Annotated in this window: 14 protein-coding genes; 5 read left to right on the top strand and 9 right to left on the bottom strand. The window is 61.4% G+C overall.

Features of this window, described 5'->3' with window-relative positions:
* The first annotated feature begins 4 nt into the window (after window positions 1–4).
* A complete protein-coding gene (locus HDC30_RS19820) occupies window positions 5–1,615 on the top strand; it encodes an arylsulfatase (RefSeq protein ID WP_183784523.1) in 1,611 nt (536 codons plus the stop codon).
* A gap of 112 nt (window positions 1,616–1,727) precedes the next feature.
* Here the strand turns inward: HDC30_RS19820 and HDC30_RS19815 are convergent, their stop codons facing one another.
* The gene (locus tag HDC30_RS19815) at window positions 1,728–2,801 is read right to left on the bottom strand and encodes a fatty acid desaturase (RefSeq protein ID WP_183784521.1); all 1,074 of its coding nucleotides are present in this window, start codon (window positions 2,799–2,801) and stop codon (window positions 1,728–1,730) included.
* A 100-nt stretch (window positions 2,802–2,901) separates the two neighbouring features.
* Here HDC30_RS19815 and HDC30_RS19810 point away from each other — a divergent pair, with 100 nt between their 5' ends.
* Window positions 2,902–3,906 (top strand): AraC family transcriptional regulator, encoded by a 1,005-nt coding sequence (locus HDC30_RS19810; protein ID WP_007963478.1) that lies wholly within the window; start codon window positions 2,902–2,904, stop codon window positions 3,904–3,906.
* Between the two features lie 3 nt (window positions 3,907–3,909).
* Here the strand turns inward: HDC30_RS19810 and HDC30_RS19805 are convergent, their stop codons facing one another.
* The 4 genes from HDC30_RS19805 to HDC30_RS19790 all read right to left on the bottom strand — a co-directional run bounded on the left by HDC30_RS19805 (window position 3,910) and on the right by HDC30_RS19790 (window position 7,546).
* The gene (locus tag HDC30_RS19805) at window positions 3,910–5,133 is read right to left on the bottom strand and encodes a type II toxin-antitoxin system HipA family toxin (RefSeq protein ID WP_183784519.1); all 1,224 of its coding nucleotides are present in this window, start codon (window positions 5,131–5,133) and stop codon (window positions 3,910–3,912) included.
* Entirely contained in the window at window positions 5,126–5,374 is a 249-nt protein-coding gene (locus HDC30_RS19800) for a helix-turn-helix domain-containing protein (protein WP_007963482.1), read from the bottom strand. The genes HDC30_RS19805 and HDC30_RS19800 overlap by 8 nt, the downstream gene beginning before the upstream one ends.
* A 113-nt stretch (window positions 5,375–5,487) precedes the next feature.
* Window positions 5,488–6,876 carry a heavy metal sensor histidine kinase gene (locus tag HDC30_RS19795; protein WP_183784517.1) on the bottom strand — a complete coding sequence of 463 codons (1,389 nt, stop codon included), beginning with the start codon at window positions 6,874–6,876 and terminating at the stop codon, window positions 5,488–5,490.
* Entirely contained in the window at window positions 6,866–7,546 is a 681-nt protein-coding gene (locus HDC30_RS19790; RefSeq protein WP_183784515.1) for a heavy metal response regulator transcription factor, read from the bottom strand. The genes HDC30_RS19795 and HDC30_RS19790 overlap by 11 nt, the downstream gene beginning before the upstream one ends.
* Before the next feature lie 136 nt (window positions 7,547–7,682).
* Here HDC30_RS19790 and HDC30_RS19785 point away from each other — a divergent pair, with 136 nt between their 5' ends.
* Both HDC30_RS19785 and uraH read left to right on the top strand, forming a co-directional pair.
* Complete coding sequence (locus tag HDC30_RS19785; protein ID WP_183784513.1) at window positions 7,683–8,168, top strand: heme-binding protein; 486 nt, start codon at window positions 7,683–7,685, stop codon at window positions 8,166–8,168.
* A gap of 11 nt (window positions 8,169–8,179) precedes the next feature.
* Window positions 8,180–8,590 (top strand): hydroxyisourate hydrolase, encoded by a 411-nt coding sequence (gene uraH, locus HDC30_RS19780; RefSeq protein ID WP_097086822.1) that lies wholly within the window; start codon window positions 8,180–8,182, stop codon window positions 8,588–8,590.
* A 126-nt stretch (window positions 8,591–8,716) separates the two neighbouring features.
* Here uraH and HDC30_RS19775 read toward each other — a convergent pair whose 3' ends face one another.
* The gene (locus tag HDC30_RS19775) at window positions 8,717–9,394 is read right to left on the bottom strand and encodes a Crp/Fnr family transcriptional regulator (RefSeq protein WP_183784511.1); all 678 of its coding nucleotides are present in this window, start codon (window positions 9,392–9,394) and stop codon (window positions 8,717–8,719) included.
* 82 nt (window positions 9,395–9,476) lie between these two features.
* On the opposite strand from HDC30_RS19775, the gene HDC30_RS19770 reads away from it, so the two are divergent.
* Window positions 9,477–10,001, top strand: a complete 525-nt coding sequence (locus HDC30_RS19770; protein WP_096796908.1) for a DUF962 domain-containing protein — start codon at window positions 9,477–9,479, stop codon at window positions 9,999–10,001.
* Between the two features lie 81 nt (window positions 10,002–10,082).
* Here the strand turns inward: HDC30_RS19770 and HDC30_RS19765 are convergent, their stop codons facing one another.
* From HDC30_RS19765 to cysT, 3 genes are read right to left on the bottom strand one after another with little or no spacing between them, the layout of a single operon-like run.
* The gene (locus tag HDC30_RS19765) at window positions 10,083–11,072 is read right to left on the bottom strand and encodes a sulfate/molybdate ABC transporter ATP-binding protein (RefSeq protein WP_115988479.1); all 990 of its coding nucleotides are present in this window, start codon (window positions 11,070–11,072) and stop codon (window positions 10,083–10,085) included.
* Between the two features lie 3 nt (window positions 11,073–11,075).
* Window positions 11,076–11,948 carry a sulfate ABC transporter permease subunit CysW gene (gene cysW, locus HDC30_RS19760; protein WP_003220512.1) on the bottom strand — a complete coding sequence of 291 codons (873 nt, stop codon included), beginning with the start codon at window positions 11,946–11,948 and terminating at the stop codon, window positions 11,076–11,078.
* Window positions 11,949–11,960: 12 nt separating this feature from the next.
* Complete coding sequence (cysT, locus tag HDC30_RS19755) at window positions 11,961–12,779, bottom strand: sulfate ABC transporter permease subunit CysT (protein ID WP_183784509.1); 819 nt, start codon at window positions 12,777–12,779, stop codon at window positions 11,961–11,963.
* Between the last annotated feature and the right edge of the window lie 174 nt (window positions 12,780–12,953).

Raw genomic sequence — 12,953 nt, 5'->3', positions numbered from 1 at the left:
TTCGATGCCGCAACGCCCCAACTTTCTGGTGATTCTGGCCGACGATCTCGGCTTTTCCGACATCGGCGCCTTCGGTGGCGAAATCGCCACGCCGAACCTCGATGCCCTGGCCAATAACGGCCTGCGCCTGACCGATTTCCACACCGCGCCGACCTGCTCGCCAACCCGCTCGATGCTGCTGACCGGCACCGACCACCACATCGCCGGCATCGGCACCATGGCCGAAGCGCTGACCCCGGAGTTGATCGGCAAACCGGGTTACGAAGGCTATCTCAACGACCGCGTTGTGGCCCTGCCCGAGCTGCTGCGCGAGGCCGGTTATCAAACCTTGATGAGCGGCAAATGGCACCTCGGCCTGACTGCTGAACTGGCGCCGCAGGCCCGTGGTTTCGAGCGTTCGTTCTCGCTGCTGCCGGGTGCGGCCAACCATTATGGTTTCGAGCCGACCTACGATGAACACACCCCTGGCCTGCTGAAATCGACTCCGGCGCTGTACATCGAAGACGACACCTTTATCGACAAATTACCCAAGGATTTCTACTCGTCGGATGCCTTCGGCGACAAGCTGCTGCAGTACCTCAAGGAGCGCGATCAGAGCCGGCCATTCTTCGCCTACCTGCCCTTCTCCGCACCACACTGGCCATTGCAGGCACCGGCCGAGGTAGTCGAAAAATACCGTGGCCGTTACGACGCCGGGCCCGAAGTCTTGCGTCTGGAGCGCCTGGAAAAACTCAAGGCGCTGGGCCTCATCGAGCCGGATGTCGAGCCGCATCCACTGATTCAACTGAATGCGCAATGGGACGCGCTGAGTGATGAGCAACGGCAGATTTCCGCGCGGGCCATGGAGGTCTACGCGGCGATGGTCGAGCGCATGGACTGGAACATCGGCCGGGTGGTCGATTACCTGCGCCAGCAGGGCCAACTCGATAACACCTTCATCCTGTTCATGTCCGACAACGGTGCCGAGGGCGCACTGCTGGAGGCGTTTCCCAAGTTCGGCCCGGAACTGCTGACCTACCTAAATCAGCATTACGACAACAGCCTCGACAACATCGGTCGTGCCAATTCCTATGTCTGGTACGGGCCGAGCTGGGCGCAGGTGGCGACCGCGCCGTCACGGCTGTTCAAGGCGTTCACCACTGAAGGCGGGATTCGCGTACCGGCGCTGCTGCACTATCCGCAACTGCCGATCAAAGGGCAGATCAGCCACGGCTTTGGCACGGTGATGGACATCACTCCGACGATTCTCGATCTGGCCGGCGTGCGTCATCCGGGCAAGCAATGGCACGGCAAACCGGTGGCGCCGCTGCGCGGTAAATCATGGCTGGGCTTTTTGTCCGGCGAGACGGCGCAGGTGCATGACGAGCACACCGTCACCGGTTGGGAGCTGTTTGGGCGGCGGGCGATTCGTCAGGGCTCGTGGAAAGCGGTGTGGATCCCCGGGCCGGTGGGGCCGGCGACCTGGCAGCTTTATGACTTGAGCAGGGATCCGGGGGAGATTCATGATCTGGCGGCGCATCAGCCGGACAAGCTCAACAGCTTGATAGGGCATTGGCAGCAGTATGTGGAGGAGACCGGGGTGATTCTCAGTGCTTCGCCGTTTCAGCCGGATTGAGGTTGCCTGATAGATCGCTTTCGCGAGCAGGCTCGCTCCCACAAACTGGATTTGCGAATACGATCCAATGTGGGAGCGAGCCTGCTCGCGAATAGGCCCTCAAACTCAGCCATCAAGCCCGGGCAGTGCGCACCTCTTCCGGCACCAACTCATCCCTGCGAACAAACCGGTTCGCCCGCCCGAACGTGCCGAAATCATTGAACCGCACGCCCATCTCGCGCATCACCTTGTGCGCCACCGGCACGGTCATCTGCCGGATGTAAAACGGTTCCTTCACCACAAAATGATGAATCCCGTGGCTGCTGCCGAAGTTGAAGCAGAACGCCTGCAACGGCCACAACCACCACGGGTTCAACACCTGGCATTGCTGCAGCACGTTGCCCGCCTCGATATCGCCGTAGTAATGCATGTTCGAGCTGATGAAGTGCAGGCAAAAGGTGCGCAGCACGTTCGGGCCGATGATCACCACCGCCGCGATGTCGATCACCTGCATCACCGACAGCGTGGTCGCCGACCATTCAATCGGCGAACCCATGAGGTAGGCGATGCCATTCGCCGCATGGAAGCCGAGGAACACGTACCACGCGCCCCAATGCACCAGCGCCAGTGGCGCATAGACTTTCAGCGTGCGCTTGATGATGTTGATTTTGTGCGCCCAGGTCTTGGCCCTTAGCATGCGGATGAACGCCGACATCACGTTGTCACCGACCATCAGCAACCGCGCAAAACCCCACGGTTCGCCGTTGGTGATCGCGCGTTCTTCCATATCGGTTTCGGTGCCGGAGACCTTGTGGTGATTGAGGTGCAGATGGCGGCGGATCCACGGGTTGATCGTGCTCGGCCGCGCCAGCCACACCAGGCCCATCATCAGGTTGTGCGGCACGCGCTGCTTGCGAAAATACATGCTGTGGATCAGGTCGTGCTCCAGCTCGTGGGTCAAGGACGCGAAAAACGCATTCAGCAGCAGGCACACCCACCATGCCATGTGACCCGTGATGTACAGCGTCGCCGAACCGATCATCCCGGCCAGGGCGAAGGCCAGAATCCCCGCGCCGAGGGCGTCCTGGTGTTGCAAAATCGGATAGCGCTGACGCAACTCGACGCCCTTGGCCAGCACCACTTCGCGAATATGCGCTGATCGCTGAGCAGCATTGTGTCGCTGGGGACTTGCAGAAGTACGGTCCATGCTTCCATCCTCTGGTTATTGATGTTCGCATCCTGCCCTGCGAACGCTTTATTAATGGTAGCCGTGAACGCCAACCTGTTGACCGGAAGCGCCAATCAGCATGAAGGAACCGACCTCGCTCGCCAGCTGGACCCGTGCCTTGCGCAAGCAACTCGATGCGCTGGGGCTGGACAGTCTCGGCCTGTGCCAACAGGCCGGACTCGATCCGCAGTTGATGGACGACCCGAACGCGCGTTATCCGTTGTCCGGCACCACGCGCCTGTGGCAACTGGCAGTGCAGTTCAGCGGGGATCCGGCGATCGGCCTGCGAGTGTCGCGCTTCGTTAGCCCGACCACGTTCCATGCGCTGGGTTATGCGCTGGTGGCCAGCGGCAGTCTGCGCGAAGTGTTCGAACGCATCGTGCGTTATCACCCGGTGGTCAGCGATGCGCTGGAACTGGAGTTGAGCCGCAGCGATGACCGCTATCTGTTTCGTCTGAAAATTCCGTCAGGCAATCCGGCGCCGGCCTTCGAAGCCATCGACGCGTTTGCCGCGATCTACGTACGCACCTGCCGTAATCGCCTCGGTCGCGATTACGCGCCGCTGGCGGTGTACCTGCGCCGACCGGAACCGTCCGATGCGCATCAGTGGCACAAGGTGTTCCGCGCCCCGGTGCATTTCTCCTGCGCCGAAGATCGCCTGGAGTTCGCCCTCGCCGACTTCGACAGCCACCTCGACGACGCCAACCCGGAACTGGCCGAACACAACGAAGCGGTGCTCAAACGCACGATGGCCCAACTCCAGCCGCTGACCTGGGAGCGCAAGGTGCGCGACGCCATCGAAGAACAACTGCCCGAAGGCGAACCCAGCGCCGAACGCATCGCTCAGGCCTTGCACCTGAGCCTGCGCAGCCTGCAACGGCATCTGGCGGATGAGGGCTGTCGCTTCGACACGCTGCTCAACGAGAGCCGCGAAAACCTCGCGCTGCTGCACCTGCGCGATCCGCAGTGTTCGTTGAGTGAAGTCAGTTACCTGCTGGGGTTTGCCGACACCAGCAGCTTCAGCCGCGCGTTCAAGCGCTGGACGGGAATGACGCCGGGGCAGTTTCGCGATCAGTTGCGCTGAACATCAGCCCTTGATCAAGCTGCGTTGCAGGCCGGAAGTCCACTGTTCGATCATCGCCTCGCCTACTTCGGCAAAATCGGGGTACTTGCGGCTGTGTCTGGCCATTTCCTCGATCGCCATCTGCATGCCGTGAGCCACTTGTTGCAGTAATTCGTTGCAACGCGCCTCGGTCAGGTTGCATGCCGTACGACCGAACCGCACCAGCATCTTGTACTTGGGCCAGGCTTTTGAACCGCCCAGCAGCAGCGCCATGCTGTCGCTCTTGATATAAACCGACGTTGTGATGATGTCGTACGCCGGCGCGAGCCTGACGGATGACTGCTCTGCACAATCTTCGTAAAGCACGCCGAAATTCTTCAGATGCGCATCACCGTTTTTCAGCCCTGCAGACAACGCGACAATCTTGAAAAACGCTTCCAAGGCAGAGCCCAGCAACTGCGGTGAAACAAATGCCTTGATCTGCCGCGCGGCACCTTCATAGGAACCGTCGTATTTGGCTTTCGACGGCCACCCGTTCAGTACACAGAAGTCTTCGAAACCGAGGTACCCCGAATCGCTCAGGTCAAAACGCTCGACCACCAGAAATTTGCCGCGCTCGCTGAGCTCGAATGTTGGCACTTCGAGGCCGCAGTGCTGTGCCGCCCGCATACAGAAATATTCATTGGTTGCCAGCTGCGGATACTCTTCGGCGCGAAAGGCCTTGACCAGATGAGTCGCGCCCCGATGAGTCAGGCGATCAATCACGGCAGCGCTGTCACGCACCAGCACTTTGGGCTGCACGCCTGACACTCCGGAATACTGACCGTAGGTCTGTAACAGATCTTCGAACAGCCCCTGAGCACCATCGTGCACCAGCAGATCGCTGAGGGATGTTGCCGGAGGCTGATCAGTCGCCGGTGTGCTGGCAATTGCCAGACGGCCGAGCTGATGTGGGCCAACGATAGCCAATAAAGCAAAATCATCGAAGCCACGCACGGCTTTACTGAAGCGCCGCATCAACTCCTCACGCAGCGCGCCTTCGGGCAAGTTCATCTCGAATACGGGGTGAATGCCATGTTCCCAGCCATAGCTGTCCAGGCGAGTGGGCATCGTCAGCGATACCGCATTGTCGGCGCTGGCATCTTCGCGATAACTGAACACACTGTCGTCGCGAATCTGCCCGCGCCCCAGCGTCCCAACCACCTGCTCACCTACACGGATTTGCAACCTGTCCGGCGTTTCAGTCATGGAAATTCACTTTTTGCAGAGTGTCGAGGGTTGGGCGATTGGACTTGCGGGGAACGGCAACCAGCTCGTAACCGAAGCCATTGAGTATCGCCTCAACCTTGCGCAGGCCGATTTCGGAGACCGTGTTGTTTTCGATCCCCGAGATGGTGGCGCGGCTCATGCCGTATTGTTGAGCCAGTGCCTGCTGAGAGAGTTTGCGCGCCTTGCGCAAGCTTCTGATCACTTCGCCGATCTGTTCCATTGCGCAAACCTGCACTGTTTACGATGCATTTATAGATAAATAAATGAAATGCATCACATGCGATGCACCAGTCACCAAACTCTAGCTGAGTTTCAGAATACTTGCACGGCGCATCATTGGCTCAGGACAAAACCCAACTCAAACACTGTGCCACTCGCATCACTGCTCACCCTGACCTGCCCGCCATGCAACAGCATGATCGACTGCACGATCGCCAGCCCCAGCCCACCGGAATCCCCAGGCTGCGCGCGTGAAGGGTCGACGCGATAGAAGCGGTCGAACAGTTTGCCCAGATGTTCTGGCGCGATGACCGGGCCGTGGTTGTGTACCTGTAACCAGCACACGCCCGGCTCATCGTGGCGGCGCAGGCTGATCAGTGTGCCTTCATCGGCGTGACGCACCGCGTTGGCCAGCAGATTACCCAGGGCACGTTGCAGCAGTTGCTGATCGGCCAACAGTTCGCCGTGCAGCCGGTTTTCCAGGCGCAACTGGCGATCATCGGCCAAGGCTTCGAAGTAATCGCACAGCTCGCTGCCGACGCTGTGCAGATCGAGCGTTTGCAAGTCGAGCGCGCGCTCCGCCTGTTCGGCGCGGGCGAGGAACATCAGATTTTCAGCCATGCGTTTGAGGCGTTCGAATTCTTCCATGTTCGACGCCAGCAATTCTTGATACTCCGCCGTGCTGCGCGGGTGATTCAGCGCCTGGCCGTTGCTGGCGAGCAAGGTGTGCAGCGGGGTGCGGAACTCGTGGGCCAGATCGGCAGAAAACTGCGACAGCCGCTGCACGCTGTCGTCCAGCCGCGCCAGCATGCCGTTGAGCGCCTGCACCGGTTCGAGCAATTCGGCGGGGGTGCCGCTGGTGGGCAGACGCTGGTCGAGGCTGCGCAGATCAATGCCGCGCACCGCCGCGCTTAACTGGCGCAACGGTTGCAAACCACGGCGCAGCAAAACCAGGCCCAGCGCGAACGCCAGCAACGCGCCAAGCCCGACGGCCAGGTACAGGCGCAAGCGATAACTGGCGAGCATCTGTTCACGTTCGGTCAGTACCTTGCCGGCGATCACCGTCAGCGGTTCTCCGTTCGGCCCTTGGGCTTCACCGGACAACAACGCCAGCTCGGCGCCGTCCGGCGCCTGCCAGGTCAGCACGTCGTGACGCTGCGGCGTGTGCTCGCGGGGGATCGCGTTAAATGGCGGCAGCTCGCGCTGGCGCGGGTTGATCGCGATCACGTTCGAGCCATCGGCACGCCGCACCAACAGCAGGCTGTCGAGGTTACCGAGCATGTTCTGATAGAGACGTGGCCGCGCCTGCAAGGCGCCGAGGCTGTCACTGTCGGCTAGCAAGGCGCGCACCTGCTCCAGACGGCCGAGCAACGCGAGGTCGTCGCGGTAGGCGATTTCCGAGTCGAGCGAGCGGTAGAGAAACACACCGATCGCACTCAACACCAATGCGCAAACCACGGCGAACGCCAGCGCCAGACGCCAGGCGATCGACCTAGACCGCATCGTCGGGCGCCTCCAGCTGATAGCCGACCCCGCGCACGGTGTGGATCAGTTTCGGCATGTACGGATCATCGACCTTGGCCCGCAAGCGGCGCACTGCAACTTCGACCATGTTGGTGTCGCTGTCGAAATTCAGGTTCCACACCTGCGAGGCGATCAGCGTGCGCGACAGCACTTCGCCCTGACGGCTGGCGAGCAATTGCAGCAGGGCAAATTCCTTGTTGGTCAGGGCAATGCGCTGGCCGCCGCGACTGACCCGACGCCGCAGCACGTCGATTTCCAGATCGGCGATGCTGTAGGACTCGGCCTCGCGCAGCGGCCCGCGGCGCAGCAACGTGCGCACCAGCGCGAGCAATTCGGCGAAGGCGAAGGGTTTGAGCAGGTAATCATCGGCGCCCAGTTCGAGGCCGCGCACGCGGTCTTCGATGGCGTCCTTGGCGGTGAGGAACAGCACCGGGGTGGCGCCGCGCTGGCGGATCAGTTGCAGCAGTTGCCAGCCATTGAGGCCCGGCAGCATCACGTCGAGGATGATCAGGTCGTATTCCTGCTGCTCGACGAAATAGCGTCCGTCGAGGCCATTGAGCGCCACGTCCACGGCAAATCCCGATTCGCCCAGGCCCTTGGCCAGGAAATTCGCGGTTTTGGCTTCATCTTCTACGACCAGCAAACGCATGGCACACCTCAATTGATCAAGCACACAGGCTAGGCGCCTTCGGCGGCGTTGCCCATTACAAACTTGTAATCCGCCTGACGGGGTTCTGACGAAGAGCGGCGGCTAAGGTGATGTACTTCGCTTTCGGAGCCTGTTCATGACCGTCAAATACCTTGCAGCCAGCCTCGCCCTGGGTCTCAGCGCCAGCGTTTTCGCCGCCCCTGAACTGCCGCGCCACGCTGACCTCGACCTGAAAACCGCACGCCTGCTGGCCGACACCGCACTGAGCAATTGCACCGCCACGGTATCGGTGCTCGACCGGGGCGGCAACACGCTGGTGACCCTGCGCGGCGACGGCATCGGCCCGCACAACACCGTCGCCAGCCAGCGCAAGGCCTACACCGCACTGTCGACGAAAACTCCGACCCGGCTGTTCGCCGAGCGCGCCCGCAGTAATCCGGAGACCGCCAACCTCAACACCCTCGATGAGCTGCTGTTGCTCGGTGGCGGGATTCCGTTGTTCGCCGCTGATGAACTGGTCGGCGCCATGGGCGTGGCCGGTTCCGGCGGCGGCGAGCAGGACGAAAACTGTGCCATCAAGGCCGCCGAAAAGGCCGGCCTGACCATTACCCGTTCCCACTAAGGAGACTGACCATGACCACCCTGCGCATGACCTTCGCCGCACTCGGCCTGAGTGCCTTCTCCAGCCTGGCGCTGGCCGCCGGCAATCCATTGAGCGTGCACGTGCTCAATCTGGAAAACGGCCTGCCCTCCCCGGGCGTCAACGTGACCCTGGAAAAACACGTCGGCCAGAACTGGCAGCCACTGGCCCAAGGCACCACCAACGAGCAGGGACGCATCGCGGAACTGTTCCCGGCCAAACAGCCTTTCGAGGCAGGCGAATACCGGGTGGTGTTCAAGACCGGCGAGTATTTCGAGAAGAACAAGCGCGAGACGTTTTTCCCGGAGATTCCGGTGATTTTCCAAGTGAAGCAGACTGACCAGCACTACCACATCCCGTTGCTGCTCAGCCCTTACGGCTTCTCGACCTATCGCGGCTCCTGAATCAACACAGATCAAAAATGTGGGAGCGAGCCTGCTCGCGAAGGCGTCGGTTCAGTCGACATCACCGTTGAATGACCCACCGCTTTCGCGAGCAGGCTCGCTCCCACAGGGGATCTCAGGTGCCCGTCAAATTGTGGACAGCGCGCGCAATCGCTCGGCATCGAGAATCTCGATCTCGCCATACCCCAACCCGATAATCCCCTGCCCCTGCAGATCCTTGAGGATCTGGTTGGTGGTCTGCCGTGACAGCGACAGCATCGACGCCAGCTGCTCCTGCGGCAGTTGCAGCACCCGGCGTGGCGCATCGATTTCGCCGTAGCCCTCGGCGATCATCAGCAAGCGATGGGCCAGGCGAGCCGGGGCCGGCAGCAGGCTCAACTGTTCGAGATTGATGAAGGTCAGGCGCAGTTTGTGGCTCATCAGCAATGCCAGATGGCGCCAATACACCGGCTGTTGGTCGAGGATTTTCAGCAGCGTGGCCTGCGGGATATTCAGCAGGGTGCACGTCCCGACCGCATAAGCATCGTGAGTGCGTGGCTGGCCGTCGAACAGGCAGATTTCGCCGAACCAGTGCGGCGCCTCCACCAGGCTCAGCAACGCCTCCTTGCCCTGCTCGCTCACCGCGCCGATTCGGATCGCGCCGTCGAGCACCGCGTACAGGCCGCAGGGCGGATCACCGCGCTGGAACAGGCGTTGCCCCGCCGCCAGCCGCCGCTCCCGGGCCGCCGCCAGCAGACTATCCTGAAAGGACGCTGGCAGATGACTGAACCATTGCCCGGTCAGCAGCCGTGAACGCTTATCCATGATCACTCCCAATTGTCGCCTGCCTGACAGAGCGAACGCCGAACCCGAGGCATGCTGCACGCACCCTACAGGAGGAACAACAATGAAAAGCCTCGTCGACCATCTCAGTCAATACGCCGCCTACCACCGCGACCCGCGCAACATCGCCAGCCACTTTATCGGCATTCCGCTGATCGTGGTGGCGGTGGCGGTGTTGCTGTCGCGACCAGAATGGTCACTGGGCGGCTTGTGGATCTCTCCGGCGGTGCTGCTGGCACTGGCGTCGGCGTGGTTTTACCTGCGCCTGGAACTGAAGCTGGGCGTGCTGATGACGCTATTGATGGGGCTGTCGGTCTGGGCCGGGCACACGCTGGCGCAGCAGAGCACCATGGTCTGGCTGAGCAGCGGGCTGGCGATGTTCGTGATTGGCTGGGTGATCCAGTTTGTCGGGCACCACTATGAGGGGCGCAAACCGGCGTTCGTCGATGACGTGAGCGGGCTGATTGTCGGGCCGCTGTTTGTCGTGGCCGAAGTGGCGTTCCTGCTCGGCATGCGGCATGAGTTGAAAGAGCAGATCGAGGCGCGGGCGGGGGTGGTGCGGGTCAATCCGAATCGTGCGGCTGTGTAGATCGTATTCGCGAGCAGGCTCGCTCCCACATTTGGAATGTATTTCCCTGTGGGAGCGAGCCTGCTCGCGAAGCTTTTGATCTTAAAGACTGGCGACTTTCTGCCAGACCTTCGGCTTGAAGAACAGCGTTTCACCCTTGGCCAGACCAATCAGGCTGTCGTGATCCTTCACCACTTCAGCCTCGATCAGATCCGTCTGCCCCTCCACCTTCAACGTCACTCGCGTGGTCGCACCCAACGGGCGAATATCACGCACTTCAGCGGCGTGGTGATCCTCCAGTTCATGCCTGGACAACGACACTTCGTGCGGACGGAACAGCACATGGTTGTCGTCGCTGAGCAGCAAGCGGTTGGAGTCGCCGAGGAAGTGATAAACGAAATCGCTGGCCGGGTTTTCGTAGACGTCGCCCGGTGAGCCGATCTGCTCGATCACGCCCTTGTTCATCACCACGATGCGGTCGGCGACTTCCATCGCTTCTTCCTGGTCGTGGGTCACGAACACCGAGGTCAGGTTGATGTCTTCGTGCAGGCGTGCGAGCCAGCGGCGCAGTTCTTTACGCACCTTTGCGTCGAGAGCGCCGAACGGCTCGTCGAGCAGCAGCACTTTCGGTTCCACCGCCAAGGCACGGGCCAGGGCGATACGCTGACGCTGGCCGCCGGATAATTGCTCCGGGTAGCGATCCGACAGCCAGTCCAGCTGCACCATGTTCAGCAGTTCGTGGACCTTGGTCGCGATCTGGCTTTCACTCGGGCGCTGGTTTTTCGGTTTCATGCGCAGGCCGAACGCGACGTTGTCGAATACCGTCATGTGCCGGAACAGCGCGTAGTGCTGGAACACGAAACCGACGTTGCGATCACGCACGTCGTGGCCGGAGACGTCTTCGCCGTGAAACACGATGTTGCCCTGATCCGGGGTTTCCAGGCCGGCGATGATCCGCAGCAGCGTGGTCTTGCCACAACCGGACGGGCCAAGCAGCGCCACCAGTTCACCGCTGTGAATGTCCAGGCTGATGTTGTCCAGCGCCTTGAACGCATTGAAATTCTTGCTGACGTTACGCACTTCGATCGACATGAATTATTCCTCCGCGGCGCTGGCGCGCAGGCGGTTGATACGGTTTTCGCTCCACTGCTTGAGCAGCAGGATGAAGAGCGCCAGGATCAGCAACAGGCTCGCCACGGCGAACGCGGCCACGTGGTTGTATTCGTTGTAGAGGATCTCAACGTGCAGCGGCAAGGTGTTGGTCACCCCGCGAATGTGCCCGGAGACCACCGACACCGCACCGAACTCACCCATGGCCCGCGCGGTACACAGCACCACGCCATAGATCAGACCCCACTTGATGTTGGGGACGGTGACATGCCAGAACATCTGCCAGCCATTAGCGCCGAGCAGGCGCGCGGCTTCTTCTTCCTGCGTGCCTTGTTCCTGCATCAGCGGGATCAACTCGCGGGCCACGAACGGCACGGTGACGAAGATCGTCGCCAGGACGATGCCCGGCAGGGCGAAGACGATCTGGATGTCATGATCCTGCAGCCAAGGCCCGAACAGGCCCTGAGCGCCGAACATCAGCACGTAGACCAGACCGGCGATCACCGGCGACACCGAGAACGGCAGGTCGATCAGCGTCACCAGCATGCTCTTGCCACGGAACGAATACTTGCTCACGCACCATGCAGCGCTGACGCCGAACACCAGGTTCAGCGGCACCGAAATCAGCACGGCGATCACCGTGAGTTTCAGCGCCGACAAGGCGTCCGGTTCAAAGATCGCGGTGAAAAATGCGCCGAGGCCATTCTTCAGACCTTGCGACACCACGATGAACAGCGGCAGCACCAGAAACAGGAAAAAGATCAGCCAGCCGAGGCCGATCAGCACGCGCCGTGACGTAGCGCTGCCACGCCGCGCAGCGTTGGCCGAGGACGCGGCCGCAATAGACGATTGGGACATGTTCGCGCCTCCTTATGGGGTTTCGATGCGCCGCTGCAACAGGTTGATCAGCAGCAACAGGACGAAGGAAACCACCAGCATCAGCACGCCGATGGAAGTGGCGCCGGTGTAATCGTACTGGTCGAGCTTGACCATGATCAGCAGCGGCAGGATCTCGGTTTTCATCGGCATGTTGCCGGCAATGAAAATCACCGAACCGTACTCACCGACACCGCGGGCGAACGCCAGGGCGAAACCGGTCAGCCAAGCGGGCAACAGCGCTGGCAGCAGGATATGGCTGAACACCTGCAACGGTTTCGCGCCGAGGCAGGCGGCGGCTTCTTCGACTTCACGGGGAATGTCAGCCAGCACCGGTTGCACCGTGCGCACCACGAACGGCAGCGTGACGAAAGTCAGCGCCAAGGTGATGCCCAACGGGGTGTAGGCGATCTTGAAACCGAGGTCGGCGGCGAACTGTCCGACCAGACCGGTCGGGGTGTACAGCGCGGTCAGGGCGATACCGGCCACCGCCGTCGGCAGGGCGAACGGCAGGTCGATCATCGCGTCGATCACCTTGCGCCCGGGGAAGGTGTAGCGCACCAGCACCCAGGCCAGCAGCGTACCGATGATGCCGTTGATGATCGCCGCACACAGCGCAGTGCCGAAGCTCAGCTTCAAGGCTGCCAGCACGCGTGGCGCGGTGACGATCGTCCAGAACTGATCCCAGGTGAGTTGGGCGGCGTGGACGAACATCGCCGCCAGCGGGATAAGCACAATCAGGCTGAGGTACACCAAGGTGTAGCCCAGCGTCAGCCCGAAGCCGGGTATGACGGGGGAGATACGACGCGACATAAAAGTCCTTGGTTGAAAACGCATCAATGTGGGAGCGAGCCCTGTGGTGAGGGGATTTATCCCCGATGGGCAGCGTAGCTGCCCCCAAAAACCAGAGCTCGCGGTAGATTTGATCCACCGCAAAGGTCGGCATTGGGGCTGCTGCGCAACCCATCGGGGATGAATCCCCTCACC

Origin of the sequence: Pseudomonas sp. JAI115 (assembly GCF_014200835.1) — a bacterium.
GTDB classification, from domain to species: Bacteria; Pseudomonadota; Gammaproteobacteria; order Pseudomonadales; family Pseudomonadaceae; genus Aquipseudomonas; species Aquipseudomonas putida_A.
Note: the sequence above shows the minus strand (reverse complement) of the source record. Positions and strands in the feature narration are given on the sequence as shown.

What these genes read in the sequence shown, in the direction of transcription:
- HDC30_RS19820 (WP_183784523.1), top strand. Translation starts at nt 5, where the DNA reads ATGCCGCAACGCCCCAACTTTCTGGTGATTCTGGCCGACGATCTCGGC.
- HDC30_RS19815 (WP_183784521.1), bottom strand. Translation starts at nt 2,801, where the DNA reads ATGGACCGTACTTCTGCAAGTCCCCAGCGACACAATGCTGCTCAGCGA.
- HDC30_RS19810 (WP_007963478.1), top strand. Translation starts at nt 2,902, where the DNA reads ATGAAGGAACCGACCTCGCTCGCCAGCTGGACCCGTGCCTTGCGCAAG.
- HDC30_RS19805 (WP_183784519.1), bottom strand. Translation starts at nt 5,133, where the DNA reads ATGACTGAAACGCCGGACAGGTTGCAAATCCGTGTAGGTGAGCAGGTG.
- HDC30_RS19800 (WP_007963482.1), bottom strand. Translation starts at nt 5,374, where the DNA reads ATGGAACAGATCGGCGAAGTGATCAGAAGCTTGCGCAAGGCGCGCAAA.
- HDC30_RS19795 (WP_183784517.1), bottom strand. Translation starts at nt 6,876, where the DNA reads ATGCGGTCTAGGTCGATCGCCTGGCGTCTGGCGCTGGCGTTCGCCGTG.
- HDC30_RS19790 (WP_183784515.1), bottom strand. Translation starts at nt 7,546, where the DNA reads ATGCGTTTGCTGGTCGTAGAAGATGAAGCCAAAACCGCGAATTTCCTG.
- HDC30_RS19785 (WP_183784513.1), top strand. Translation starts at nt 7,683, where the DNA reads ATGACCGTCAAATACCTTGCAGCCAGCCTCGCCCTGGGTCTCAGCGCC.
- uraH (WP_097086822.1), top strand. Translation starts at nt 8,180, where the DNA reads ATGACCACCCTGCGCATGACCTTCGCCGCACTCGGCCTGAGTGCCTTC.
- HDC30_RS19775 (WP_183784511.1), bottom strand. Translation starts at nt 9,394, where the DNA reads ATGGATAAGCGTTCACGGCTGCTGACCGGGCAATGGTTCAGTCATCTG.
- HDC30_RS19770 (WP_096796908.1), top strand. Translation starts at nt 9,477, where the DNA reads ATGAAAAGCCTCGTCGACCATCTCAGTCAATACGCCGCCTACCACCGC.
- HDC30_RS19765 (WP_115988479.1), bottom strand. Translation starts at nt 11,072, where the DNA reads ATGTCGATCGAAGTGCGTAACGTCAGCAAGAATTTCAATGCGTTCAAG.
- cysW (WP_003220512.1), bottom strand. Translation starts at nt 11,948, where the DNA reads ATGTCCCAATCGTCTATTGCGGCCGCGTCCTCGGCCAACGCTGCGCGG.
- cysT (WP_183784509.1), bottom strand. Translation starts at nt 12,779, where the DNA reads ATGTCGCGTCGTATCTCCCCCGTCATACCCGGCTTCGGGCTGACGCTG.